Raw genomic sequence first — 25,382 nt, forward strand, 5'->3', positions numbered from 1 at the left:
CAATAATTAAATAAAACAAGAGCAAAGCTCTTGTTTTATTTAATATATACGTAAACCATATTTTTAATAGACTTTTTAGCTTCAACAACATGATCTATATTTGTTTCTTTTTCTTTTACTAAAATTATATTAACATCTAAAATATTTTTATACAAAATATAATCTTCAGATTCAAAATCTATAAAGCTCAAAATATTTTTATCTTTTCCCTTAACCTCATCAAAAACTTTTATCTTATCTGAAATTGTATGAGTATCATAAAAATCATAATCATTATTTACTTCATACAACTTATTATAAACAAATCTACCAATCTTATGAATTTCAGGATCACTAGACAAAGAAATAATACCAATATTATTTCCACCATGCTGATAAATATAATTTGCAAGTTTATTAACTTCTTTTTTACTCATTTTAATTTCAGGAACACCAAACAAAGCTTCAAATTCGTTTATATCTTTAATTGTTTTATCCGAAGATTCTTTTAAAAATACTCCAAGAATACCCAAGAAAATTCCCAAAACAATACCAATGGCAAGAGTTAACTTTTTATTTGGTGCAACAGGCTTTAAAGGAACATAAACAGGAGAAACAACATCAAACTTTTGCTGATACAAACTCTTTTTCATTTTTTCAGATTCAACAAGGTTCAAAAGAGAGTTATACTTTGTTTCAAGTATCTTTTGATTCTTTTTCAATTCATAATATTTATACAAAATAGGAGACTTTTTAGAAATTTCAGCATCAATCATGCTTAAAATTTTTTTATTTACATTTTTTAAAACATCAAACATTTCAAGTTGAGTCTTTGTACTTATATAATCATTAAAAGTGTTTTTATCCGTTGCTGCAAGAAAGTTTAAGTTGTTTGAAAGAACCTTATTTAAAGAAGTTTTAAAATCGTTTTCTTGAACAGATATAACAGCATTTAATTCATCAATTTTTGGAGAGTTTGGCTGAGTTAGCTTTAAAGTTTCTAAGGTCATCTTATTTTTTTCTAAAGAAACCTTTAAATTATTCAATGCCGAAACAGAGTTAACAGCCAAATATTCTTTCATATCTGGATTCAACTTCAATAAATTTGATTCAATAGCCTTTAACTTCATTTCTAATTGAGACTTTTGAGAATCAAGCTTTAATAAGTTCATATAAGTTGTTGCATAATAACTAATCATTGGATCATTTTGAACTTGACTACTTGTTATCTTATTTTTTATCTGATAATCCATTATTTCTTTATTTATTAAATCAAATTGAGTTTCTGTATCATTAAATAATTTATTTATTCCACTCATGTATTCTGCATTATTTTTATAATAATTATCTTCTGAATACTTCATATAATGTTTATAAAGCAAAGAAACAACAGAAGCAGCAAAGGTTGGATCACTATTTTTATAAGAAATATTCAAAAGGCTTGTATCTTTAACATTATTAATGCTTATATCTTCTTTTAATTTATCTATAAAATCTCTTTCAGTATAAGTAATTCCTCTAAGTTTTGTTAAAAATCCTTTATTTTCATTTGCCTTTTCAACCATATTTAAATCTTTTATTACTTCTTTTAAAACTTCATCGGACTTCATCTTTTCTATTTCTGTTGAAAGAGAAGAGTTTCCACCTGTTGAAATACCCGCTAAAGAAGCTAAACCACTCAAACTACCAAGTGAAAAAGAAGAACCGCTACTTCCCTTATACTCAATAGTTTGTTTAACCTCATAAACAGGCTTTGCAAAAGCAAACAAATAAATTAAAGTTAAAACAAAAGTAGAAATTAAAATTATCCAAAAAAACTTACTTCTTCTTTTAAAAATTCTTAAAATGTCTGAAAGACTCAACTCCATTTCTTGTTCTTCCATAAAAATCCTCCTAATTTATCTTTATTTTTTGTATTGAATTTTTTTATTAATTACTCTTATGATTATTTATAGTTATTATTTTTCATATTAACTTTTTTATTTTACCATAAAAAATAAAAAAATAAAACACAAACAACAAAGTTTAAACATAAAAAATAAAACGTTTTAAAGACTTGAAAGGTGTAATCAAATCCTCACCTTTAAGTTGTAAATAAAAATTTACACAAATTCAATAATAAAAATGGATATTATAAGTGGACGTCCAAAAAACTAAAAAGAGGAGATGAAAATCATGGCAAAAAATCTATTGAAAAAAAGTGGAAAAGTAGCATACACAGAAACAATAAACGGAAAGGAAAAAAGAACAACAAAAACTTACAATCTCTACACAGATGATGACACATTAATAAAACAAGCCTTAGATGAAGTAGTAAATCTTTCCTCAAACAAAAATGCTTTTTATGCATACAGAGAGGATTATGAAATAATTTAAAGATTAACAAAAATAATAAAAAATAATTAAACTAAGGAGGAGATTTTAATGAAAAAACTTACAATGAAATTTTATGATGTGAATGCAAAGAAAAATTACACAGTAAACATATCTGACTTTGATGATACAAAAACTCAAGAAGAAATACAAGCATCAATGGATAAAATGATTGGAGTTCTTGTTCCAACAACAGCAGCAAAAGATGAAGCTTTAATAACCGATACCAATAAAACAGAAGTATTCAACTTAATAGAAAACTAATGGACATATTAACAGGAATAATACCAACCTTGGTTAAGATGATAGAACATCCAGGAAATGGTGAAATAAAAAAGGAAATAGTAATGAATGCAACAAAAGAAGTTTTAAAAGTAAATAATTTGTATAATCCATTATTAGATGCAGCAATATCAGCAATGATAGACGGCATAGCAGGGTTATTAAAAAATTAACATTGCGGGGCAAAAAATGCCCCGCACTTTTTGCTTAAAAAAACAAATTTATGGTATACTTATGTATATATAGATAAAAATAAGTTTAATAGTATTTTTTTTCACATATACTAATTTTACAGTTTAGCCTATAGGTATTGTTAAAAAAACAAAATCAAAAGGGGGAGATTTTATGCTGAATCAAAAAAGATTCACAGATGAACAATTGGTTCAAATGATTCAAAATGAAAAAACACCAAAAAGATTGAAGGAAAAGGCAAAAGAAACATTATTTAACAAGTACATAGGAATGCTAAAAAACAAAACAAAAAAACTCTGTGAAAACTGTTCAACAGATTTTGATGGAACATATCAATCATTATGTTATTTATTCAACCTTGCAATTAAAACATTTAAAATGAAAGGACAATTCAAAGGATATTCAAGCAGATATATAGACCTAAAGGTTATGAATGACATAGGAAAACAAAAAACAAAACTACCCTATGTTGGAAAAGAAAGCCCATTTTATATACGAAATTGGGATAAAGTTTATTTTTATGAAGAAACATCAGAAGTTTATAACAGAGAGTAAGTTAAATCCTCCACTTTGTGGAGGATTTTTATATTAATATACAAATAATGACAATTAAATAATAACATAGTCAATTAAACATTTAAAATTACCCTTTTATCTAAGATTATAAAAATTAATAAAAAATGTATTATAATAATAGTACGTTTATTATTTTTTTCAACAGCTTAATAAATCAATCGCACGATATATTAATAATAAAATAATTTTTGGTAAAAAAAATTAACAAGGTTGATTTTCACAAGTTTATATGCTAAAATAATCAATGGTTGATTGAAAGTCTTTTATATGATAAAATATATAATGATTGTGAAAATAGAATGGGGGACATTATGAGAAAAGCTATAAAGTTACTAGACATGCTTATCATACTTTTATTCAATATATATGCAATGGCTTTGCCAATTTGGTTATCATTAATAATAACAGCAGCATTATTCATAGGGCTATATGCATTTAGAACATATGACAGTGAAAACATGAAATCAATAAATGAAAATTTAATAAGAACAACAGTTGGAACAATAATAGGTTATATAATAATATTGCTCGTTTATGTATTTATTGAAAAATATATAAACAGATATATATTCTTATATAACCTATTATTTGTTATGATAACAATACCTGTTCTTCACAAAATAGAATACATTTTATATTCAAAACACTTTCCAGTAAAAAGATATCTTGTAATAGGAAGAAAAAATGAAATAGGAAAAATATTAGACGAAATAACAAAAAAATCAATGAACAAACTACAATTTGTAGAATATATAAACCCTTCACCAGTAAGACTTGAAAAGTTAATGACAGAAAATTATGAAGAAAAAAATCCATTATACTTTTTCAACTTAAAAAAAGAAAAAGAAACAGCAAAAAACAACTTCAACGCAATAATAATAACCGATCCAAAATTAGAAGACTTAGTAAAACCGCAACTTCAAGAATACAAAAAAAGAAATATACCAATAGAGTACCTTCCAAACATAGCAGAAAACTATTTAAAAAGAATACCACTTGAAGTAGCAGAAAAGTTTAAAGAATATTATGAAGTTATCTTTCAAAATGTTAAAGAATCGCCAGCAAAACGGATTGGAGACATTATAATATCCTCTGTTTTATTTGCTGTTTTTTCACCGTTTATGCTTATAATTTCTTTTTTTACACTATTTGAAGACGGAAAGCCAATTGTTTTTTCTCAAAAAAGAGTTGGAAAAAACGAACAATTATTCAAAATGCACAAGTTTAGATCATTAAAAAATCAACCAATAAACAAAGAAAATCCAAATGCTGGAATAGAACAAAGAGTATTAAAAATAGGGAAAATAACAAGAAAATTAAGAATAGATGAAACGCTACAGTTTTTTAATGTTTTAATTGGAAATATGTCTATAGTTGGTTCAAGACCAGAAATGCAAGAGTTTCACAATCAAATGAAGGGAAAAATACTATTTTATCCAAAAAGACTTTTATTAAACCCTGGAATAACAGGCTGGGCACAAATAAACTATAAGCATACAACAACTTTAGAAGATTACAAAAAAAAGACAGAATATGATTTATATTACATAAAAAACAGAACATCGATAATGGACTTACAAATAATGCTAAAAACAGCAGAAACGATGTTGGGAATGAGAGGTTCTAGATAGTGAAGAAATATGAATTACCAATGATTAGTATTATAATACCTTTGTTAAACGAGGAAAAACACATAAAAAAATTATTGAAGTCAATAGATGATCAAACCTATCCTAAAGAAAAAATTGAATTAATTTTAGTTGATGGAAATTCTAGTGATAATACAGTAAAAATCATAAACACAGAAAAACAAAAAAGAAAATATGATATTTTATTATTAAATAATCCAAAAAAATTAACACCGATTTCTATGAATATTGGAATAAAAAGAGCTAAAGGTTCATATATAGTAAGACTAGATGCACATGCCACATATAATAAAGAATATATATATGAAGGAATTATTGAAATGATAAATAATGATTCTTTAATATCAGTTGGGGGATATTGGTATACAACACCTGTTTTTGAAACTAAGAGAAGTAAGGTAATTTCAAAAATTTTTAATTCATACTTAGGATCTGGTTTTTCAAAATATAGAATGAATAAATTAAATAAAGCAAAAAACAAAATAGTTGATACAGTTCCTTATGGAATATTTAGAAAAGAACAATTAATTAAAGTAAATGGTTATAATGAAAAATTAATAAGAGGGCAAGATATAGATTTATTTTATAGATTAAAAAAAATTTTTAATGGTAAAATTAAAATTTTAAAAAATATGAAAATTTATTATAAACTTAAATCTACAAACGCTATTGAGCTTTATAAAAGGCAATTTAAACAGGGAATATGGCTTTTTAATAGAAAAGAGGGAATATTATTTAGACATTATTTTCCTTTATTAGCTGGAATTATAGGTTTAATTTTATTTTTTATTAATTTAAAAATTTATATATATGTTTTGTTATTTTATTTTTTTATTTGTTCAATATCATATTTAATTGAAATAGATAATATAATAGAAATATTTTTGTTGCCTTATGCGCTTTATTCATACTTTATGAACCACTTAGGTTTTTTTTTGGGAGTGATAAAATCATTTTTAAAATTATTAAAAAAATAAGGAGCTTTCATAACATGAAAATAACAATAGCAGGAACAGGATATGTGGGATTATCATTAGCTATATTACTTGCACAACATAATGAAGTAACAGCATTAGATATAATTAAAGAAAAAGTAGAAATGATTAATAATAAAATTTCTCCAATTAAGGATAAAGAAATAGAAGAATATCTAAAAACAAAAAAATTAAACTTAAAAGCAACTTTAGATAAAAATGAAGCATATAAAAATGCTGAAATAGTAATAATAGCAACACCAACTAATTATGATGAAGAAAAAAATTATTTTGATACATCAACAGTAGAAAAAGTAATAGAAGATGTTTTAGAGATAAATCCAAATGCTTTAATGATAATAAAATCAACTATTCCAGTTGGATATACAAATAGTATAAAAGGAAAGTATGAAATAGAAAATATTATATTTTCACCAGAATTTTTAAGAGAAGGAAAAGCTTTGTATGACAACTTATATCCATCAAGAATAGTAATTGGTGAACAAAGCGAAAGAGCAAAAACATTTGCAAATCTATTAATTGAGGGAGCAATAAAAAAAGATATACCAGTATTGTATACTAATGAAACAGAAGCAGAAGCCATAAAACTATTTGCAAATACCTACTTAGCAATGAGAGTATCTTTTTTTAATGAATTAGATACATATGCAGAAATAAGAGGATTAGATACTAAACAAATAATAGAAGGAATAGGACTTGATCCAAGAATTGGAAATCATTATAACAATCCATCATTTGGATATGGAGGATATTGTTTACCAAAAGATACAAAACAATTACTTGCAAATTATGAAAATGTCCCAAATAATATAATAAAAGCAATAGTAGATGCAAATACAACAAGAAAAGATCATATAGCAAACATGATAATAAAAAGAAAACCAAAAATAGTTGGAGTATATAGATTAACTATGAAAACCAACTCTGATAACTTTAGACAATCATCTATTCAAGGAGTAATGAAAAGAATAAAAGCAAAAGGAATAGAAGTGATAGTATATGAACCAACTCTAAAAGAAACTAAATTTTTTAATTCAAGAGTTATAAATAATTTAGATGAATTTAAAAACTTATCTGATGTAATAATATCAAATAGAATGCATGAAGAACTTAATGATGTAATTGAAAAAATCTATACTAGAGATTTATATAAAAGGGATTGATATTGTGAAAATTGTAAAATATAAAAGTGGTTTTGGAAATCAACTATTTTGACAATAATTTATTTTGAATGGGTAAAAAACAGTTTTAAATTAAATGAAAATTTTATTTTTAGAGACAAATATAGTTTTGATTCTCAAGAATTATAGTTAATGATTTTATATAAGAATTCTATAATAGATAAGAGTAAAATTCATTGGTGTGGAGCTTAGCTAAGAAATCATAACAAATAAAATTGAGATAGTCCCTAAAAAGTGAGTTGTGAATAATACAAATATTGGCATAGCACCAAATAATTGGATTAAATTTTAAGTAAAGAGAGGTATTTGTATGAAAAAAGCATTAATAACAGGTATTACAGGACAAGATGGTTCCTATTTAGCAGAATTTCTTTTAGAAAAAGGATATGAAGTCCATGGAATAATAAGAAGAAGTTCAAGCTTTAATACAGGAAGAATAGAACATTTATATATAGATGAATTAATAAAAGATATGCATAAAGAGAGAAAGGTAAAACTTCATTATGGAGATATGACAGATTCAACAAATTTAATAAGATTAATAAGAGAAATAGAACCAGATGAAATATATAATCTTGCAGCACAATCACATGTTCAAGTTTCTTTTGAAGTTCCAGAGTATACAGCAGATACAGATGGTATAGGAACATTAAGATTATTAGAAGCAGTAAGATTTTTGGGATTTGAGCAAAAAACAAGAATATACCAAGCATCAACATCAGAATTATTTGGAAAAGTTCAAGAAATCCCACAAAAAGAAACAACTCCATTTTATCCAAGAAGTCCTTATGCTGTAGCAAAATTATATGGATATTGGATAATAAAAAATTATAGAGAAGCATACAATATGTTTGCAGTAAACGGAATATTATTCAATCATGAATCCGAAAGAAGAGGCGAAACATTTGTAACAAGAAAAATAACATTGGCAGCTTCAAGAATAAAATTAAGAAAACAAGAAAAATTATATTTAGGAAACTTGGATGCAAAAAGAGATTGGGGATATGCTAAAGATTATGTTGAGTGTATGTGGTTGATGTTACAATACGACAAACCAGAAGATTTTGTAATAGCAACAGGAGAAATGCATACAGTAAGAGAATTTACAACACTTGCTTTTAAAGAAGTTGGAATAGAACTTGATTGGCAAGGAAATGGAATAAATGAAAAAGGAATAGATAAAGCAACAGGAAAAGTATTAGTTGAAGTAGATCCAAAATATTTTAGACCAACAGAAGTAGAACAACTTTTAGGTGATCCAACAAAGGCAAAAACTTTGTTAGGATGGAATCCAACAAAAACTTCTTTTAAAGAACTTATAAAAATAATGGTAAAATCAGATATGGAGTTAGTAAAAAAAGAAGATAAAAGTACAAGAAGTTTTGACTAAAAAATATTGTTTTTAATACTGAGGTGAAATAATGGAAAAAAATTCAAAAATATATGTTGCTGGTCACAGAGGATTGGTTGGATCTGCAATAATTAGAAAACTAAAATCAGATGGTTATACTAATATAATAACAAAAACGCACAAAGAATTAGATTTAACAAATCAACAAGAAACAAGAGAATTTTTTGAACAAGAAAAGCCAGAATATGTATTTTTAGCAGCAGCTAAAGTAGGTGGAATATTGGCTAATGATACATACAAGGCTGATTTTATATATCAAAATATAATGATAGCTTCAAATGTAATTGAAGCATCATATAAGTATGGTGTAAAAAAACTATTAAATCTTGGATCATCTTGTATATATCCAAAATATGCAAAACAACCAATGAAAGAAGAAGAATTATTAACAGGAGAACTTGAATCAACAAATGAACCTTATGCAATAGCAAAAATATCTGCAATAAAAATGTGTAGATACTTTAATGAACAATATGGAACAAATTTTATAAGTGTAATGCCAACAAATTTGTATGGTCCAAATGATAATTTTAATTTAGAAACAGCACATGTTTTACCCGCATTAATTAGAAAATTTTATTTAGGAAAGTTATTAGAAGAAGAAAAATATGATAAAATAATAGAAAATATAAAAAAGTATAAAATAGGATTTAATCTAGATAAAGAAATAGATTTTGATAATAAAGATTCTATACTAAAAGTATTAAAAAAAGTTGGGGTAACAAAAGAAGCAATAACTTTATGGGGAAGTGGAGAAATATATAGAGAATTTTTATATGTAGAAGATATGGCTGATGCATGTGTATACTTAATGAAAAATATAGAAGCCAAAGAAATGAAAAAAGTATCTCTAGACTACTTCGTAAATATAGGAACTGGAAAAGATATAAAAATAAAAGAATTATCAAATTTAATAAAAGAAATTATTGAATACAATGGAGAAACAATCTATGATAAAACAAAACCAGATGGAACACCTAAAAAATTACTTGATGTATCTAAATTAAATTCTTTGGGTTGGAAACATAATATAGAGTTAGAAAAAGGTGTGAAGTTAATTTATGATTGGTTTAGAGGGAGATAAAGATTTTATAAAAAATAAAATTTTAAAGTTCTTTAATTATGATAAAACCACATAGTTGGATATACAAATAGTATAAAAGGGAAATATGAAATAGAAAATAGTATGTTTTCGCCAGAGTTTTTAAGAGAAGGAAAAACTTTGTATGACAATTTATACCCATTAAGAATAGTAATTGGTGAACAAAGTAAAAGAGCAAAAATATTTAAACATATCAAACAAAATAATAAAAGCAATAGTAGATGCAAATACAACACGAAAAGAGACCATATAGCAGATATGATACTAAAAAGAAAACCAAAAACAGTTAGAGTGTATAGATTAACTATGAAAACAAATTCTGATAACTTTAGACAATCATCTATTCAAGGAGAGAAATCAATGAATAAAAAAGAACAATTAAAACAAGAAATATTAGAAAAAACAAAAGAATATTATAATTTAGTTCATAAAAACAAAAGAAAATTTATACCTGGAGAAACTTTTATTAACTATGGAGGACGTTTTTTTGATGAAAACGAAGTAATTAATTTGGTGGATTCATCATTAGAATTTTGGTTGACATCTGGGCATTGGGCAGAAGAATTTGAAGAAAAATTTGCAAGATATCTTAATATAAAATATTGTTCTTTGACAAATTCAGGTTCATCTGCAAATCTTTTAGCTTTTATGGCATTAACCTCTCCTAAGCTAGGGGAGAAAAGAATAAAAAAAGGCGATGAAGTAATTACTGTAGCAGCAGGTTTTCCAACAACAGTAACTCCTATAATTCAATATGGAGCAATACCAGTATTTGTAGATGTAGAGTTACCATCATACAATATAGATGTTACAGAATTAGAAAAAGCATTATCCAATAAAACCAAAGCTATAATGGTTGCTCATACCTTAGGAAATCCATTTAACTTAAAAGAAGTGAAAGAATTTTGTGATAAAAATAAATTATGGTTAATAGAAGATAATTGTGATGCTCTTGGTTCAGAATACTTTATAGATGGTGAATGGAAAAAAACTGGAACAATAGGGGATATAGGAACTTCAAGCTTTTATCCTCCACATCATATGACTATGGGAGAAGGTGGAGCTGTATATACAAATAATTCACTTTTAAATAGACTAATTAATTCTTTTAGAGACTGGGGAAGAGATTGTTGGTGTAAAAGTGGAGTGGATAATACTTGTAATCATAGGTTTAGTAAACAATATGGAGAATTACCTTTAGGATATGACCATAAATATGTATATTCTCATTTTGGGTATAATTTGAAAGCTACAGATATGCAAGCATCAATTGGAGTAGCTCAATTAAATAAGTTAGAAAATATTGTTAATAGAAGGAGATATAATTGGAAGAAATTAAATGAAGGATTAAAATCAGTTTCTGATGTGTTAATATTACCAGAAGCAGAAGCAAATTCCAATCCAAGTTGGTTTGGATTTATAATATCTGTGAAAGAAAATAACAATATAACAAGAAAAGGATTGGTAGAGTTTTTAGAAAAAAATAAAATTCAAACTAGAAATTTATTTGCAGGAAATTTAATAAAACATCCAGCATTTGATGAAATGAGAAAAACAAATACTGGATATAAACAAATTGGGAACTTAAAAAACACAGATTTTATTATGAAAAATACTTTTTGGATAGGTGTTTATCCTGGTATAACAGATGAGATGTTAGACTATATGATATTAAAAATAAAAGAATATATTAAAATTAATAAATAAAAGGGGGTCTTTATGAAAGTAGTACTTTTAGCAGGTGGATTTGGGACTAGATTAAGTGAAGAAACTGTAAACATACCTAAACCAATGGTAAGAATAGGAGACAAACCCATATTATGGCATATAATGAAGACTTATTCAGAATATGGATATAATGAATTTATTGTTTGTTTAGGATACAAAGGTTATGTAATAAAAGAATGGTTTGCAAATTATATGTTACATACAAGTGATGTAACGATTGATGTAAAAAGTAATAGTGTAGAAGTTCATAATAATAAAGCGGAACCTTGGAAAGTAACATTGATAGAAACAGGTCAAAATACAATGACGGGTGGTAGAATTAAAAGAATAAAAGAATATACAAAAAAAGAACCGTTTATGCTAACGTATGGAGATGGTGTTGCTGATATTAACATAGAAGAGCTTGTAAAACATCATCAAAAATCAGGAAAAGCTTTAACTGTTACAGCATATAAACCAAAAGGCAAATTTGGATCTTTGGAAATTAATGAAAATAATGATGTTACTGCTTTTACAGAAAAACCAGCAGGAGATGGAATGTGGATAAATGCTGGATATTTTGTATGTGAACCAGAAGTATTTGATTACATAAAAAATGGAGATAGTACTATATTTGAGAGAGAACCTCTTGAAAATATAGCAAAAGATGGGAAAATGACATCTTTTAAGCATGAAGGTTTTTGGAAACCTATGGATACGTTAAGAGATAATATAGAATTGAACGAAATGTGGGATAAAAATAAAGCTCCTTGGAAAATTTGGAATGATTAGAAATTAATGTTATTTTAATGGAGGATTTTAATGAATTTATTTAATAATATATATAAAGAGAAACGAGTATTAGTTACTGGTCATACAGGTTTCAAAGGTTCTTGGCTTACTATTTGGCTTAAAGAACTTGGTGCAGAAGTTATAGGATATGCGCTTGATCCATATACAGTTAAAGATAATTTTGTATTATCTAAGCTTTCTGATAAAATAGTAGATATTAGAGGGGATATTAGAGATAAAAAAAAATTGGAGAAAGTATTTAATGAATACAAACCTCAAATTGTATTTCATTTGGCAGCACAGCCATTAGTGAGATTGTCATATGAAATTCCTGTAGAAACGTATGAAGTAAATGTAATGGGAACGATTAATATAATGGAGTGCATAAGAAAAACTCCCGAAACTAAAGTTGGAATAATGATAACAACAGATAAATGTTATGAAAATAGAGAACAAATATGGGGATATAGAGAAAATGAAGCTATGGGTGGATATGATCCTTATTCTTCATCTAAAGGGGCAGCAGAAATTGCAATAAGTTCATGGAGAAGATCGTTTTTCAATACAAAAGATTATGAAAAACATGGTAAGGCTATTGCGAGTGTAAGAGCAGGTAATGTAATAGGTGGTGGAGATTGGGCAAGAGATAGAATAATACCTGATTGTATAAGAGCTTTGGAAAAAGGAAACCCTATTGAAATAAGAAATCCAAAAGCAATAAGACCTTGGGAACATGTTTTGGAACCATTAAGTGGATATTTATTATTAGGAGAAAAGTTATTAAAAAATCCTAAAAAATATGCAGAGGGATGGAATTTTGGACCAACTCTTGATTCTATAGTTTCTGTATGGGAAATAGGTAAAAAAGTAATCAAAAACTATGGTAATGGAGAATTAAAAGATATATCTAATTCGACTGCAGTACATGAAGCAAAGTTACTTGCACTTGATATATCAAAATCAAGATTTAAACTTGGTTGGAAGCCAACTTTAAATATAGATGAAACAATAGAGATGACAGTAGAGTGGTATAGAGAATATAAGAATAGAAGTGTGTATAACATGTGTGTAGAACAAATAGAAAAGTTTATAAACAAATAAATAAATGCATATTTAAAATGTATAAAATTAGTTTTTTTAGTAATGAAATGTTAGATAATTTTACATTTATTAAAAACAAATGTAATTAAAGGAGAAGATTATGGAAAAAATTTTAATTACAGGTGGTTTTGGGTTTATTGGTAAGAACCTAATAGAGTATTTATCTAAGCAATATAAAATTGTGGTTATTGATAAATATGTTGATGAACAATTTATAAAAAAATATAATGAAATAAAATATTATGAATATAATTTTTTTGAAAATGATAATATAAAACTAATAATAAGTGATGAAGATCCAGATTATATTATTAATCTTATTTCTATTGTAACTGCTGAAAGGAATATGGATATATTTAATGATATGATACAGGCAAATATTAATATATTTTTGAAACTTTATGAAGCATCAAAAGCTCTAAAAAAATTAAAATTATTTTTGCATTTTGGTTCTGGAGAAGAATATGGCAATATAAAAGCTCCATTTAATGAAAATAACAGAGAATATCCTAATTCACCATATGCTTTAGCCAAACAAATTACTACTAATACTGCTATGATGCTAAATAAAAATTATAATTTTCCAATAGCAGTTGTTAGACCTGGTAATTTATTTGGAAAATACCAAGAAAAAAATAAATTTATTACTTATATTATAAATCAATTACTTGATAATAACAAAATAGAAACAACTTTAGGAGAGCAAAAGAGAGATTTTATTTATGCTTCAGATTTTGCAAATGGAATTAGTTTAATTTTAAAAAAATATGATAATTTTTTAGGTGAAATAGTTAATTTATCGTCAGGTAAAAGTATTTCTTTGAAAAAAATCATACTATTTTGTAAAGATTATATTAAATCGGATTCAGAAATAGAATTTGGAAAAATTCCTTATAGAGAAAATGAAATAATGGATTTTGAATTGGATATAAGTAAATTTAAAAATAGAATAGGGCAATATTTTAATATAGATATCAAAGAAGGGCTAAAAAAGTATATAGAATTATTGAAAGGAGAAAATAAATGAAATATTTGATAAATGGAGGTTGTGGATTTTTAGGTTCTAATATGGCTGCACATTATATAAAAAATGGAAATGAAGTTATAGTTTTTGATAATATGTATAGGTTTGGAACAGAAAAAAATCTTGACTGGTTAAATTCGTTAAAAGGAAATTTTAAATTTATAAAAGGTGATGTTAGAAATATATATGAAATAGGTAAAGTTATTCAAGAAGAAAAACCAGATATAATATTTCATTTTGCAGGTCAAGTTGCTATGACAACCTCAATAGAAAATCCATATATGGATTTTGAAATAAATGTAAAAGGAACTATAAATGTACTTGAGAGTGTAAGAAAATACTCGCCAGAGACAATTGTTTGTTTTTCATCGACTAATAAGGTTTATGGAGATTTAAAATATTTGAATTTTGAGGAAAAAAATTTAAGATATGTATCTAAAGATTACCCAAATGGATTTGATGAGACAATATCTTTAGAATTTCATTCGCCTTATGGATGTTCAAAAGGGAGTGCAGATCAATATATGCTTGATTATGCGAGAATATTTGGATTAAAAACAATAGTTTTTAGACATTCATCTATTTTCGGTGGAAGACAATTTGCTACAAAAGATCAAGGTTGGGTAGGATGGTTTTGCCAGAAAGCTTATGAAATAAAAAAAGGAATAGCAGAAGAACCATTTACTATATCTGGAAATGGGAAACAAGTAAGAGATATATTATTTGGAACGGATTTAATAGAGTGTTATGAGTTAGCTATAGAAAATATTGATAAAACAAAAGGCCAAGTTTATAACATTGGTGGAGGAATGAAAAATAGCTTTTCACTACTTGAATTATTTAAAGAACTTGAAAAAAATCTTGATATAAAAATGGAATATAGAAAATTGCCATGGCGTGAATCAGATCAAAAAGTGTTTGTTGCTGATATTTCAAAAGCTAAAAAAGATTTTGATTGGGAACCAAAGGTAAATAAATATGATGGATTGAAAAGAATGTACGAATGGGTGGAAAAAATAAATGATGTAAAAATAAAATAGGAAATAAAAAATGATTGAATTAGTGATAGTGACAGGTTGTTTTAAATAGTTTTATAATTAAAGAGTTGATAAGAAAAAATATAAATGTAACAATTTTATAAAAGCTGAATGCAAGTAGAAATAGACTAATAAAAGAAATTGAATTATTAAAAGTTTATTATATCGAATAAGCTAATAATGAAATAAAATATAGATATAAATTTAGAGGTATTTTTAATTTCAGAAAAATCATTAATAATAGGTAAAAATTATATAAAATTTGAAGAAGATAGAAAATAAATATTTGTATAAGAATACAGTTGAAAGGAGTATTATTAATTTGGAAATAAAAAAAGGAAAAGTATCTATATGTATAACAACGTATAATAGGCCTAAGTTATTAAGAGAATTATTAGAAAGTATTCTTATTCAGAGTTATCAAAATTTTGAGATAATAATAACTGACAATTCTAATAATACAGATACAAAGGAAATGGTAAAAAAAATAAATTCAAATAAAATAAAATATATCAAAAATGATAGAAATATAGGAATGGGAAAAAATGCATTAAAAGCATTTAGCTATGTTGATGGAGAATTTATGACATTTACTCCAGATGATGATTTGTGGAATGATAAAACTAAAATTGAAAAGCAAGTTAAAGTATTAAATCAATATAAAAATATTAATATTGTTTATTCAAATGCTAATTCAATTGATTATAATGGAAATCTTCTAGATGAATTTACTTCTATTTACGATGGAGATGAATTTAAGTTTTTAAAAGGTGAAGAATTACTTCCTGGAAATGAAACAAATTATTTTTTAAATATACTAACAGCGATGTTAAGAAGTGAAAAATTATTAAATATATTTAAAGAAAGTTATCACTATAATTCTGAAGAATATCTTTGTTATTATATTGGAGCAACTGAAGAAGAAATAGGATTTATAAGTAAGAAATTAGTGTCGTTAAGAGAAGCAGAGCATTACAGAGAAGTAGAAAAAAAAGGTAAAATATTAGATTGGAAGAAAGCTAAAGATATAAGAATAAAACAGATATTGGGAATATTTTCAACATTAATCAATCTTCATCCAGAAACTTGTGATAAGCTTGAAACTCAAAAGGTTGAATTATTTTTAGGGAAACATATTATAAGAACGGCAATTCAGAGTAAAAATATATTTTTAATTTTAAAAACAATATTTAGTGTATATTTATTTTTTGAAGAATTTTCTCTTATAAAAGCTTTTAAATTAAAAAATAATAAAAAGAAAAGTTTTGGATAGATCAGGAAAATAACTGGTAATCAGCTAAACAAGATAATTTTTTTTGTTGCTAATTGATGTGAAATATGATATCTAGAACGAGTAAATTCTCTAAGAGATTCAAATCGTCTAATTTATCATTTTTAGGCCAATTAAGAATCTTTCTGGTATTAAAAACATCAGAAGGCGCAAAAAAAAATAATTCATTAAACCCATGAGCTTTAAGAAAAACAAAAATATTTTTAGAATAAATACCAGTAGATTCTAAAGCAAAAGAAATGTCCTTATCTTTGAAAATAGAAACAAGTTTCTCATAACCATCAATAGAATTATCAACAATACCTTTGATAGAATTATCAAAAAAATAATCAAGTTTATCTTTTGAAACATCAATACCAACAAACAACATAGAAACACAACCTTTCAGATTAAAATTATAACTCTGGGTATATAAGAAAAGAGTCTCGTTGTATGTAAGAGCTAAAGCTCATTCTCCGGTAACAATTCAACTTATATACCAAAGTTAGTCAGACTTTTTTGGGCACTTTACATGCAAAAGGTGACGGAATTACTATAGTTAAATAATAACTCAGAGTTAGAATACTTTTTTTAAAATAAATATCAAATTTATTAATTATAAGAAAATATTATACACGAAGGAGTGAAGGGATTGAATAAATCAAAACCGTTAGTTAGCATTTTGATCCCAGTTTATAATAGAGAGAAAATTATATTAGAAACAATACAAAGTGCAAAAAATCAAACATATCAGAATATTGAAATAATTATAGTAGATAATTGTAGTACAGATGCAACTTATGAAGTAGTTTATGATGAGGCACGAAAAGATAGCCGTATAAAAGTTTTTCAAAATGAAGAGAACTTAGGACCAGTTAAAAATTTGAAAAAATGTTTAGAACATTCTAAAGGAGAATATATAAAAATATTATGGTCAGATGATCAAATATTGAAAGACTATATTGAAAAAACCTTACCATTTTTAATGAATGATATGGAAATTGGTTTTGTTTATACTTCCACTATTATTTACTTTGAAACTGGAAAAAAAAGAAAAGCTTACAGATTTGGAGAAACTGGAGAATATGAAACTAAAGCTTTTATTAAAGCTCATTTATTTGGAGAAAAGCACGTTCCAGTATCTCCTGGTAATGCTTTATTTAGAAGAAAAGATATTGAAAAAAATCTATTAATTGATATTAACAATCCTAAAAAATTAGATTTTTCAAGATATGGTGCAGGAAATGATCTTTTAATTTTTCTTTTTACAGCAGCTTCTTATTCAAAATTTGGTTTTATTGATGAAAATTTGTCGTTTTTTAGGGCTCATAAAAATTCTTTTTCAATAAGTTATGATTTGGACGAATATTATACTTATTCAAAAGTTTATTTTCTAAATAATATATTTAAATATAAAAAAGATCGAGAAGTATATTTTCAATATTTGTATTGCCTAAAGAAAAAATATAGATATATGATTGAAGAAGAGCAAAAAAATAAACTTTTGTTTTTTAAATGTAAATATTTGTTTATCTATTTATTTAAAAAATTTATACAAAAATTAAATAAAAAAATAAGGAGAAAATGATTTGAAAAATAAAATCATGCATGATACAAAATGGAATATAATAGATTTCGTAACTAGTTTTATAATAACTTTTATAAACATTAAAGTTTTAACAAATGGTTTAGGAATAGAAGGATATGGATTTTATTCACTTTTTATTGGACTTATTGCGACATTTGGTTTGGTTGATATTGGAATGGGAATGGCTGTTTCAAAATATTTGAGCGAGTTTATTGGGGAAAAAAAATATAAAGATGTAAACCAAGTTATTGAAATAGGGATATTGTTTTATTTAACTTTAGGAATAATAGTATTAATTATTACTATTATTTTTAAAGAAAACATTATTAATTTTCTGAATTTATCTGGCTTTTATTATAAATTAGGATTGAAATTAATAGTATTATTGCCAATTTTAATGACTTTAAATTTCATAATTCAGATATTAAATAATATATTAGTTGCATTTGAAAAATGGAAAATAATATCAAAAATTAATATTATTTTTAAAGTAATAAATTTTTTAGGAATATTATATATAATGTTTAACTTAAAACAAAAAATACTTAAAATTTTTGTATTAATATTAAATATTTTTATAGTTAAATTGATAGTTTCTATAATTATAATAAAAAGAAATTATAATTTTTTTGAGTTAACAAAAATAAGAAAAAATTTATTTTTTAAAATAATAAATTTTTTGAAGTATAGTTTACTTCAATATTTATTTTCAATTTTATTAGGACATTTGGATAATTTGATTATAGCTAAATTTATTAATCTAAAAACAGTTGGAGTTTATCAGATTAGTTTGAAAGTTATGAATTATTTATATTCTTTTTTAATAAATATATTTAAAATTATTTTTCCTAAAATATCAAAAATGCATGGGAAAAAAAATTTATTTAAAATAAATCAATATATAAAAAAAAATTTATTTATATGTGAAACAATAAGTATAGTTCTTTCTTTATTTACAATTGTTACATGGAAATTTTTTATAGGAGCATATTTAGGATCAAAAATAGCAAATAGCACTTATATTTATATTTTAGTTTTTTTAGTATTTTTAATAATAAGAGCTCCAGAAGTGATTTATTATTACTATTTTAATGCTATAGCAAGACCAAAGGTATTTGCTTATTCAAGTGTAATTGAAGGATTTTCTAATTTTGCTTTATATATTCTATTAATACCTAAATATGGGGCGTTAGGAATAATATTAGGACATATTATATCTAAATTATTTGGGGTTATATTCTTTTTTATCTATTCAAAAAAATTAAAAGAGTATTAAGGAGACGAAAAGATTGCTAATTATTAAGAATTTTTATAACATATATAATAGAGTATTAAAAAAGCAGATAAAAAAAAATATATTTAAAACAAAATATAAAAAAAATGTATTAATTTCATATATTATAGATCCTTTTATAAATAAAGAAAAAAATATAAAACATTCAAATTGGAAAGAATCTAGGATTATAGCAAAACTATTTTCAAATCATGAGTATAATGTAGATGTTGTACATTATGATTATTTTAAAAAAATTAATTATTCTAAATATGATTTAATTTTTGGTTTTGGAGATTTATATGAAAAAAGCTTTTATGTGGAAGATTTTAAAGGAAAAAGAATATACTATGCGACAGGAGCACATGTTAATTTTCAAAATAATGCCGAATTATTAAGATTATTAAATTTAAAAAAACGTAAAAATAAAACATTAAGACCAAGAAGAATTGTTGAGAAAAACTGGAGTTGCTCTACAGTATTATCGGATGCAATATTTTGCATTGGAAATGATTGGACTATATCAACTTATAGTAATTATTTTAAAGAGAGAATTATGAAAATTCCAGTATCATTAGGAGATTTTTCATTTGAAAAAATAGAGAAAAAAGATATCGGTACTGCAAAAAAAAATTTTTTATGGTTGGGTAGTACTGGATTGGTGCATAAAGGATTAGATTTATGTATTGAGGCGTTTAGTAAAACTAAAGATTTAAATTTACATATATGTGGGGCATTTGAGGAAGATTTTTTTGAGGTATATAAGAATGAGCTGAAAAAAGAGAATATTAATTATTATGGTTTTTTGGATATTAATTCTTCTAAGTTTAAAGAAATAATCAGTAAATGTTCTTATTTAATATATCCTACATCCTCTGAAGGACAAGCTGGTTCAGTTATTATTGCGATGGCAAATGGATTAATACCAATAGCAACAAAAGAATGTGGAATAGATATAGATAAATATGGAATATTAATTGATGATATTAGTATAAATAAAATTATTGAAATAATTAAAAATGTTTCAATATATAGTGAAAAAAAAATAGAGAAAATGTCAAGTTTATCGTATGACTACATAAAAAATAATCATACAATTGAAAAATTTGAAAAAATTTTTGATGAAAGCTTAAAATATTTTTTTAAAGAGGAATAATGTTGAAAAACAATTTTATTTAGTATTATTACAATATGTTACAATAGTGAGGGCATAATTGAAAAAAAATTAGAATTAGTATTAAATCAAACTTATAAAAATATATTTTTAATTTTAAAAACAATATTTAGTGTATATTTATTTTTTGAAGAATTTTCTCTTATAAAAGCTTTTAAATTAAAAAATAATAAAAAGAAAAGTTTTGGATAAATTTTAGTAAAGTAACATTCCTGTAAGTAAAAAAAATAGGAGTTGAAAAAAAGGAACCTCCCAGTAAAATATAAAATGTAGAGCAAAACTACAAATATTTTACAAAAAGGGAGGAACCTCAAATGAATTATACACAAAATGAAAAAATAAAGCAAGTAGATGAAAAAACATTGGTAGTAGGAGTAGATATAGCAAAGGAAACACATTACGCAAGAACATTTGATAATAGAGGAATAGAGTACGGGAAAGTAATAAAATTCAACTCAACGAGAGAAGGATTTGAAAGTTTTGAAAAACAAATAAAAGAAATAGCCGAAATAATAGGAAGAGAGAAAATAATAATAGGAATAGAACTAACAGGGCATTATTGGTATACATTAGCAAATTATGTAAACAAAAAAGAAATGATGTTAGTACAAGTAAATCCATATCATGTAAAAAGGGCAAAGGAATTAGAGTGCACCAAGTAAAAGTGATAGAAAAGATCCAAAAACAATAGCGATGTTAGTGAAAGATGGAAGATATGCAATACCATATATACCAAGAGGAATATATGCAGAGATAAGAAAAGCATATGATATAAGAGAAACAATAAACAAAAAACTATTAGTAGTAAAAAACAGGATACAAAGATGGGTGGCAATATATTTTCCAGAATATAAAACAGTATTTAAAGGAATATATGGAAAAGCATCAATAATAACACTAGAGGAACTCAGTATACCGCTAGAAATAATAAAATTAAATGCTGAAGAAATAGTAGAAATATGGCAAAAAGGAATAAAAAGAGCGGTAGGGATAAAAAGAGCAAAAAGTTTAATAGAAGCAGCAAAAGAGACAATAGGGATAAAAGATGGATTTTCAATGGTAAGAAATTAAAGGATTAATAGAAGAATATAAAAAATTAGAAAATGATTTAAAAGAAATACAAGAAAAATTGAGTACGATGGTATATACAATACCAAGAATAGAAAATGCACTCAGTATAAAAGGTGTAGGGATAATAACCATTTCAGGATTTATCGCAGAAGTAGGAGATATTAAAAGATTCAATCATCCAAAACAAATAATAAAATTAGCTGGATTAAATTTGAAAGAAACTAGCTCAATGAGGTAAAATTACAATAAATAAAAGGGGAAGAAAGAGATTGAGAAGTTTATTGTTTAAAGCAATACTTCCAATAGTAGCAACAAATAATGAATTTAAATTAATGCATAACTATTATACAACAAGAGTCAAAAATCCATTGAAAAAGAAGCAATCATTGATAGCGTTAATGGGTAAATTAATAAAAATAATATATACGTTAATAACAAAAAAATAAAATATGATCCAAAAAACTAATAAATGATGTGCATGGAAACAAAAAAACACAACTTATAGATGCATAAAAAAAGTATAAATATCATTAACTAAAAAGTGAGTTAAGTCGGCATAAATTTATCCATACTTCGACAATCTCAGTAACCATAAGGGTACGACCCAGCAAAGGAGCAGAGCCGACAAACCACCTCAAGGATAAGCAGAACGAAGGAATTTTGGCCATTGAGTCAGTGAGATATGGGAGGGTAAGCTACCTGAGATAATGTGGTTACTGAGCTTGTCGAAGTATGGTTGATACTATGACCTAATATTAATTTATTAATGGTAATTACTACCATATCCATAATTTACTAATTTTTTGAAATACCAAAAATTCTTTTATTGTTTGTTATTTTAGTGCATTTTTTTATTGTTTGTATTTCTATGCATTTTCATGAAATATTGGTTTAATCATATTTTATAGAGGGAGTTATGAGAATAATATGTATTTAGTATATGGAATGAATTTTATAAGTTATTATATAGGAAAAATCGGGATTGCTGATTTAGTATTGATATTGTTATGTTTTTTTAGTTTATATAAAATAAGCTACATAAAAATACAAAAAAAAGATATATATGTTTTTTTCTTTTTGTTTATTAATTTTATGGTTTTCATAATTAATGTGGACGAAAAATATCTAGCAATAGATAAGTTTTTTTTTGCTTATATGAAGTTAATAATATATTTTATGTCCTACCTAATTATTCCAAATTATTTATCAAAAGATATAAAACAATTTAATAAAATAATAATTAATTCATTAAATTTCATATGTATATATGGATTGTATCAATTTATAGCGCATTACTTAAATATTGGATTACCATATGGACTAGATACAAGTATGATTTCATATGGAATATTTAGAATTAGAAGTATTTTTAGAGAGCCATCATTATTCTTATTTCCAGTAATGATGTACTTATATTTGATAGTAAGTGGAGAAAAATTAAGCAAAAAAAATCATATTATTATAATATCAGCTTTTATTTTATCATTTTCTTTAACTATTTATGGATTATTATTTATGGGAATATTTACTGTTATAGCAATGAAAAAGCTAAAATTAAAATATAAATCTTTGGTTTATGTGAGTATAGTTATTTTTTCAATAGTTTTATATTTTTCTGTACCTTTAGTTCAAAATCACATAAGGAATTTGATAGTATTACATCCTTCTTCTTCAACAACTCGATTAGTAGGAGGAATTATATTTGCACTGAAAACACCGTATTATGGAGTAGGAATAGGAAATTTAGAAAATTACTATAACATAAAAATGAATAATGTAATAATAAAATTATTTACCACAGGAGGAGCTGTTAATAATATTATAGCAGTAATAAAAATTGTTTCTGGTTATTTAGGGTTATTCGTATTTATTTGGTATTTAATAAAAAAATATTCGAAAGTTTGTAAAGATTATTTGATTATTTTATTTGTATCATTTTTTACATGGGGAAATTTTAATTCAGCAGGTTCTTTCTTTTTTTTAATTATGTTAGAAATATTGAGAATTAATAGAAAGGAGAAAATAAAATATGAGAAATGTATTGGTAAGTGTAATAACTGTTAGTTTTAATAGTATAAAGACGATAAAAGATACTTTTGAATCAATTTTACTTCAAAATTATAAAAATATTGAGTATATTGTAATAGATGGAAAGTCTAATGATGGTACTGTGGAAATAATAGAAAGCTACAAAGAAAAGTTCATGAATAAAGGAATTAGTTTTAAATGGGTTAGTGAAGAGGATAAAGGAATCTATGATGCGATGAACAAAGGAATAAAAATGGCAATAGGGGAATTAATAGGAATTATTAATAGTGATGATTGGTACGAAAAAGATATAATTGAAAAGATTGTGAATGTGTATGATAAACATAATAAACCTGATATTATTCATGGTAATTTAAAGATATATTCAGAAAGAATGATTTACAAAGAGACAAGATATCCTAAAGATAAATATTGGAAATTGTGGGAAGGAATGATAATAAAACATCCGACTTGTTTTATTAAAAAATCTTTATATGAAAAAATAGGATTATACAATACTAAATATAAAATATCTTCAGACTATGATTTTTTACTTCGTGCGTATATAAATAAAGCAAGAATAGTATATTTTAATAATATAATTTCTCATATGAGACTTGGTGGAGTAAGTAATGAATTTTTAAAGGATTCTTGGGTTGAAGTTGAGAGAATTGCAATTAAAAACGGATTAAGTAAAATTATGGCAAAATATTATTTTTATAAAAAAATATTAATAAGAAAAATAAAAAAGATGGTGAAAAAATGTGCGTTGAAATATTAATGTCAACTTTAAATAAAAGATCAATAAAGGATTTATTTTTAAAAGAAAAAAATATTAATAGAAATATTGTTATTATTAATCAAACAAATCGAAAAGGCAACTATATAGATGGAAAAAATAATATTAGGATGTTGAATTATAATGAAATGGGAACTTCAATTAGTAAAAATAGAGCAATAAATAATGCTAATTGTAATCTTTGTATACTAGCTGATGATGATATTTTTTACGTTAAAAATTATGATGAGATTATAGAAAATCAATTTAGTAAAAATCTGGATGCTGATGTACTTACGTTTCAGATAAAAACTCCAGAAAATAAATTATATAAAAATTATATAAAAAAAGAAATGTGGCATACAAAAAGAACAATAACAAAAGTATCAATGATTGAAATAGCTTTTAGAAGGAATAGAATTTTAGAGAAAAATATTAAATTTGATCTTGATTTTGGAATAAATTGTAGATATAAAAACGGAGAAGAAAATATATTTCTTATGGATTGTATAAAGGAAGGATTAAAGATAAAATATATTCCTATACCAATTGTAATACATCCAGATGAAAGTTCAGGGAAGATAATTGATGAAAAAGGATTATTTGCAAGAGGTGCATTATTTTTTAGGTTATTTAGATATAAAGCGTTATTAGTAAATTTAGTTTTTATTTTAAAAAAATATAAAATGATAAATCAAAAATTATCAATATTAAATGCAATAAAAGCAATTTATAAAGGAACTTTTGATTATATAAAATTAATAAAAATGAGGAAAAAAATTTGAATCAAATTTATGAT

23 protein-coding genes and 1 pseudogene are annotated in these 25,382 nt (G+C 24.7%); 22 read left to right on the forward strand and 2 right to left on the reverse strand.

Annotated elements, in window-relative coordinates:
* Positions 1-35: 35 nt before the first annotated feature.
* Positions 36-1,862 carry a GumC family protein gene (locus IGS63_RS01735; protein WP_190615330.1) on the reverse strand — a complete coding sequence of 609 codons (1,827 nt, stop codon included), beginning with the start codon at positions 1,860-1,862 and terminating at the stop codon, positions 36-38.
* Positions 1,863-2,154: 292 nt separating this feature from the next.
* Between IGS63_RS01735 and IGS63_RS01740 the strand changes: the two genes are divergently transcribed.
* The 15 genes from IGS63_RS01740 (at position 2,155) to IGS63_RS01810 (ending at position 16,674) form a co-directional block, all read left to right on the forward strand.
* Positions 2,155-2,355: a hypothetical protein gene (locus IGS63_RS01740; protein ID WP_190615331.1), complete on the forward strand. Its 201-nt coding sequence runs from the start codon at positions 2,155-2,157 to the stop codon at positions 2,353-2,355.
* A 48-nt stretch (positions 2,356-2,403) separates the two neighbouring features.
* Positions 2,404-2,616: a DUF2922 family protein gene (locus IGS63_RS01745; RefSeq protein ID WP_190615332.1), complete on the forward strand. Its 213-nt coding sequence runs from the start codon at positions 2,404-2,406 to the stop codon at positions 2,614-2,616.
* Positions 2,616-2,807, forward strand: a complete 192-nt coding sequence (locus IGS63_RS01750) for a hypothetical protein (RefSeq protein WP_190615333.1) — start codon at positions 2,616-2,618, stop codon at positions 2,805-2,807. Before IGS63_RS01745 ends, IGS63_RS01750 begins: the two co-directional genes overlap by 1 nt.
* A 172-nt stretch (positions 2,808-2,979) precedes the next feature.
* On the forward strand, positions 2,980-3,381 hold the full coding sequence (locus IGS63_RS01755) for a hypothetical protein (RefSeq protein ID WP_190615334.1): 402 nt from the start codon (positions 2,980-2,982) through the stop codon (positions 3,379-3,381).
* 332 nt (positions 3,382-3,713) lie between these two features.
* Positions 3,714-5,033 carry a sugar transferase gene (locus IGS63_RS01760; RefSeq protein ID WP_190615335.1) on the forward strand — a complete coding sequence of 440 codons (1,320 nt, stop codon included), beginning with the start codon at positions 3,714-3,716 and terminating at the stop codon, positions 5,031-5,033.
* Positions 5,033-6,028, forward strand: coding sequence for a glycosyltransferase (locus IGS63_RS01765; RefSeq protein ID WP_190615336.1), 996 nt, complete (start codon positions 5,033-5,035; stop codon positions 6,026-6,028). The genes IGS63_RS01760 and IGS63_RS01765 overlap by 1 nt, the downstream gene beginning before the upstream one ends.
* Before the next feature lie 14 nt (positions 6,029-6,042).
* The gene (locus IGS63_RS01770) at positions 6,043-7,209 is read left to right on the forward strand and encodes a nucleotide sugar dehydrogenase (protein WP_190615337.1); all 1,167 of its coding nucleotides are present in this window, start codon (positions 6,043-6,045) and stop codon (positions 7,207-7,209) included.
* Between the two features lie 328 nt (positions 7,210-7,537).
* Complete coding sequence (gene gmd, locus IGS63_RS01775; protein ID WP_190615338.1) at positions 7,538-8,617, forward strand: GDP-mannose 4,6-dehydratase; 1,080 nt, start codon at positions 7,538-7,540, stop codon at positions 8,615-8,617.
* 31 nt (positions 8,618-8,648) lie between these two features.
* Positions 8,649-9,722, forward strand: coding sequence for a GDP-L-fucose synthase family protein (locus tag IGS63_RS01780; protein ID WP_190615339.1), 1,074 nt, complete (start codon positions 8,649-8,651; stop codon positions 9,720-9,722).
* 378 nt (positions 9,723-10,100) lie between these two features.
* Positions 10,101-11,447 carry a lipopolysaccharide biosynthesis protein RfbH gene (rfbH, locus tag IGS63_RS01785; RefSeq protein ID WP_420856918.1) on the forward strand — a complete coding sequence of 449 codons (1,347 nt, stop codon included), beginning with the start codon at positions 10,101-10,103 and terminating at the stop codon, positions 11,445-11,447.
* A 12-nt stretch (positions 11,448-11,459) separates the two neighbouring features.
* A complete protein-coding gene (gene rfbF, locus IGS63_RS01790) occupies positions 11,460-12,239 on the forward strand; it encodes a glucose-1-phosphate cytidylyltransferase (protein ID WP_190615341.1) in 780 nt (259 codons plus the stop codon).
* Positions 12,240-12,269: 30 nt separating this feature from the next.
* Positions 12,270-13,340, forward strand: coding sequence for a CDP-glucose 4,6-dehydratase (gene rfbG, locus IGS63_RS01795; RefSeq protein ID WP_190615342.1), 1,071 nt, complete (start codon positions 12,270-12,272; stop codon positions 13,338-13,340).
* Positions 13,341-13,440: 100 nt separating this feature from the next.
* Positions 13,441-14,367 (forward strand): NAD-dependent epimerase/dehydratase family protein, encoded by a 927-nt coding sequence (locus IGS63_RS01800; RefSeq protein WP_190615343.1) that lies wholly within the window; start codon positions 13,441-13,443, stop codon positions 14,365-14,367.
* Positions 14,364-15,404: an NAD-dependent epimerase/dehydratase family protein gene (locus tag IGS63_RS01805; RefSeq protein ID WP_190615344.1), complete on the forward strand. Its 1,041-nt coding sequence runs from the start codon at positions 14,364-14,366 to the stop codon at positions 15,402-15,404. Before IGS63_RS01800 ends, IGS63_RS01805 begins: the two co-directional genes overlap by 4 nt.
* Before the next feature lie 319 nt (positions 15,405-15,723).
* The gene (locus IGS63_RS01810) at positions 15,724-16,674 is read left to right on the forward strand and encodes a glycosyltransferase (protein ID WP_190615345.1); all 951 of its coding nucleotides are present in this window, start codon (positions 15,724-15,726) and stop codon (positions 16,672-16,674) included.
* 49 nt (positions 16,675-16,723) lie between these two features.
* On the opposite strand, the gene IGS63_RS01815 is transcribed toward IGS63_RS01810, so the two are convergent.
* A complete protein-coding gene (locus IGS63_RS01815) occupies positions 16,724-17,062 on the reverse strand; it encodes a hypothetical protein (RefSeq protein ID WP_190615346.1) in 339 nt (112 codons plus the stop codon).
* 261 nt (positions 17,063-17,323) lie between these two features.
* Here IGS63_RS01815 and IGS63_RS01820 point away from each other — a divergent pair, with 261 nt between their 5' ends.
* The 7 genes and pseudogenes from IGS63_RS01820 (at position 17,324) to IGS63_RS01850 (ending at position 25,368) form a co-directional block, all read left to right on the forward strand.
* Positions 17,324-18,259 carry a glycosyltransferase family 2 protein gene (locus IGS63_RS01820; protein WP_190615347.1) on the forward strand — a complete coding sequence of 312 codons (936 nt, stop codon included), beginning with the start codon at positions 17,324-17,326 and terminating at the stop codon, positions 18,257-18,259.
* Between the two features lies 1 nt (position 18,260).
* Positions 18,261-19,535 carry an MATE family efflux transporter gene (locus tag IGS63_RS01825; RefSeq protein ID WP_190615348.1) on the forward strand — a complete coding sequence of 425 codons (1,275 nt, stop codon included), beginning with the start codon at positions 18,261-18,263 and terminating at the stop codon, positions 19,533-19,535.
* A gap of 13 nt (positions 19,536-19,548) precedes the next feature.
* Positions 19,549-20,688 carry a glycosyltransferase gene (locus IGS63_RS01830; protein WP_190615349.1) on the forward strand — a complete coding sequence of 380 codons (1,140 nt, stop codon included), beginning with the start codon at positions 19,549-19,551 and terminating at the stop codon, positions 20,686-20,688.
* Positions 20,689-21,020: 332 nt separating this feature from the next.
* A pseudogene (locus IGS63_RS11825) lies at positions 21,021-22,290 on the forward strand (IS110 family RNA-guided transposase).
* Between the two features lie 663 nt (positions 22,291-22,953).
* Entirely contained in the window at positions 22,954-23,841 is an 888-nt protein-coding gene (locus tag IGS63_RS01840) for a hypothetical protein (protein WP_190615350.1), read from the forward strand.
* A complete protein-coding gene (locus tag IGS63_RS01845; RefSeq protein ID WP_190615351.1) occupies positions 23,807-24,586 on the forward strand; it encodes a glycosyltransferase family 2 protein in 780 nt (259 codons plus the stop codon). The genes IGS63_RS01840 and IGS63_RS01845 overlap by 35 nt, the downstream gene beginning before the upstream one ends.
* Positions 24,568-25,368 (forward strand): glycosyltransferase family 2 protein, encoded by an 801-nt coding sequence (locus IGS63_RS01850; RefSeq protein WP_190615352.1) that lies wholly within the window; start codon positions 24,568-24,570, stop codon positions 25,366-25,368. The genes IGS63_RS01845 and IGS63_RS01850 overlap by 19 nt, the downstream gene beginning before the upstream one ends.
* Positions 25,369-25,382 lie beyond the last annotated feature (14 nt).

It is taken from the genome of Tepiditoga spiralis (assembly GCF_014701195.1).
Lineage (GTDB): Bacteria > Thermotogota > Thermotogae > Petrotogales > Petrotogaceae > Tepiditoga > Tepiditoga spiralis.

Coding starts and splice junctions, on each gene's coding strand:
- IGS63_RS01735 (WP_190615330.1), bottom strand. CDS start 1,862: ATGGAAGAACAAGAAATGGAGTTGAGTCTTTCAGACATTTTAAGAATT.
- IGS63_RS01740 (WP_190615331.1), top strand. CDS start 2,155: ATGGCAAAAAATCTATTGAAAAAAAGTGGAAAAGTAGCATACACAGAA.
- IGS63_RS01745 (WP_190615332.1), top strand. CDS start 2,404: ATGAAAAAACTTACAATGAAATTTTATGATGTGAATGCAAAGAAAAAT.
- IGS63_RS01750 (WP_190615333.1), top strand. CDS start 2,616: ATGGACATATTAACAGGAATAATACCAACCTTGGTTAAGATGATAGAA.
- IGS63_RS01755 (WP_190615334.1), top strand. CDS start 2,980: ATGCTGAATCAAAAAAGATTCACAGATGAACAATTGGTTCAAATGATT.
- IGS63_RS01760 (WP_190615335.1), top strand. CDS start 3,714: ATGAGAAAAGCTATAAAGTTACTAGACATGCTTATCATACTTTTATTC.
- IGS63_RS01770 (WP_190615337.1), top strand. CDS start 6,043: ATGAAAATAACAATAGCAGGAACAGGATATGTGGGATTATCATTAGCT.
- gmd (WP_190615338.1), top strand. CDS start 7,538: ATGAAAAAAGCATTAATAACAGGTATTACAGGACAAGATGGTTCCTAT.
- IGS63_RS01780 (WP_190615339.1), top strand. CDS start 8,649: ATGGAAAAAAATTCAAAAATATATGTTGCTGGTCACAGAGGATTGGTT.
- rfbH (WP_420856918.1), top strand. CDS start 10,101: ATGAATAAAAAAGAACAATTAAAACAAGAAATATTAGAAAAAACAAAA.
- rfbF (WP_190615341.1), top strand. CDS start 11,460: ATGAAAGTAGTACTTTTAGCAGGTGGATTTGGGACTAGATTAAGTGAA.
- rfbG (WP_190615342.1), top strand. CDS start 12,270: ATGAATTTATTTAATAATATATATAAAGAGAAACGAGTATTAGTTACT.
- IGS63_RS01800 (WP_190615343.1), top strand. CDS start 13,441: ATGGAAAAAATTTTAATTACAGGTGGTTTTGGGTTTATTGGTAAGAAC.
- IGS63_RS01805 (WP_190615344.1), top strand. CDS start 14,364: ATGAAATATTTGATAAATGGAGGTTGTGGATTTTTAGGTTCTAATATG.
- IGS63_RS01815 (WP_190615346.1), bottom strand. CDS start 17,062: ATGTTGTTTGTTGGTATTGATGTTTCAAAAGATAAACTTGATTATTTT.
- IGS63_RS01840 (WP_190615350.1), top strand. CDS start 22,954: ATGTCCTACCTAATTATTCCAAATTATTTATCAAAAGATATAAAACAA.
- IGS63_RS01845 (WP_190615351.1), top strand. CDS start 23,807: ATGAGAAATGTATTGGTAAGTGTAATAACTGTTAGTTTTAATAGTATA.
- IGS63_RS01850 (WP_190615352.1), top strand. CDS start 24,568: ATGTGCGTTGAAATATTAATGTCAACTTTAAATAAAAGATCAATAAAG.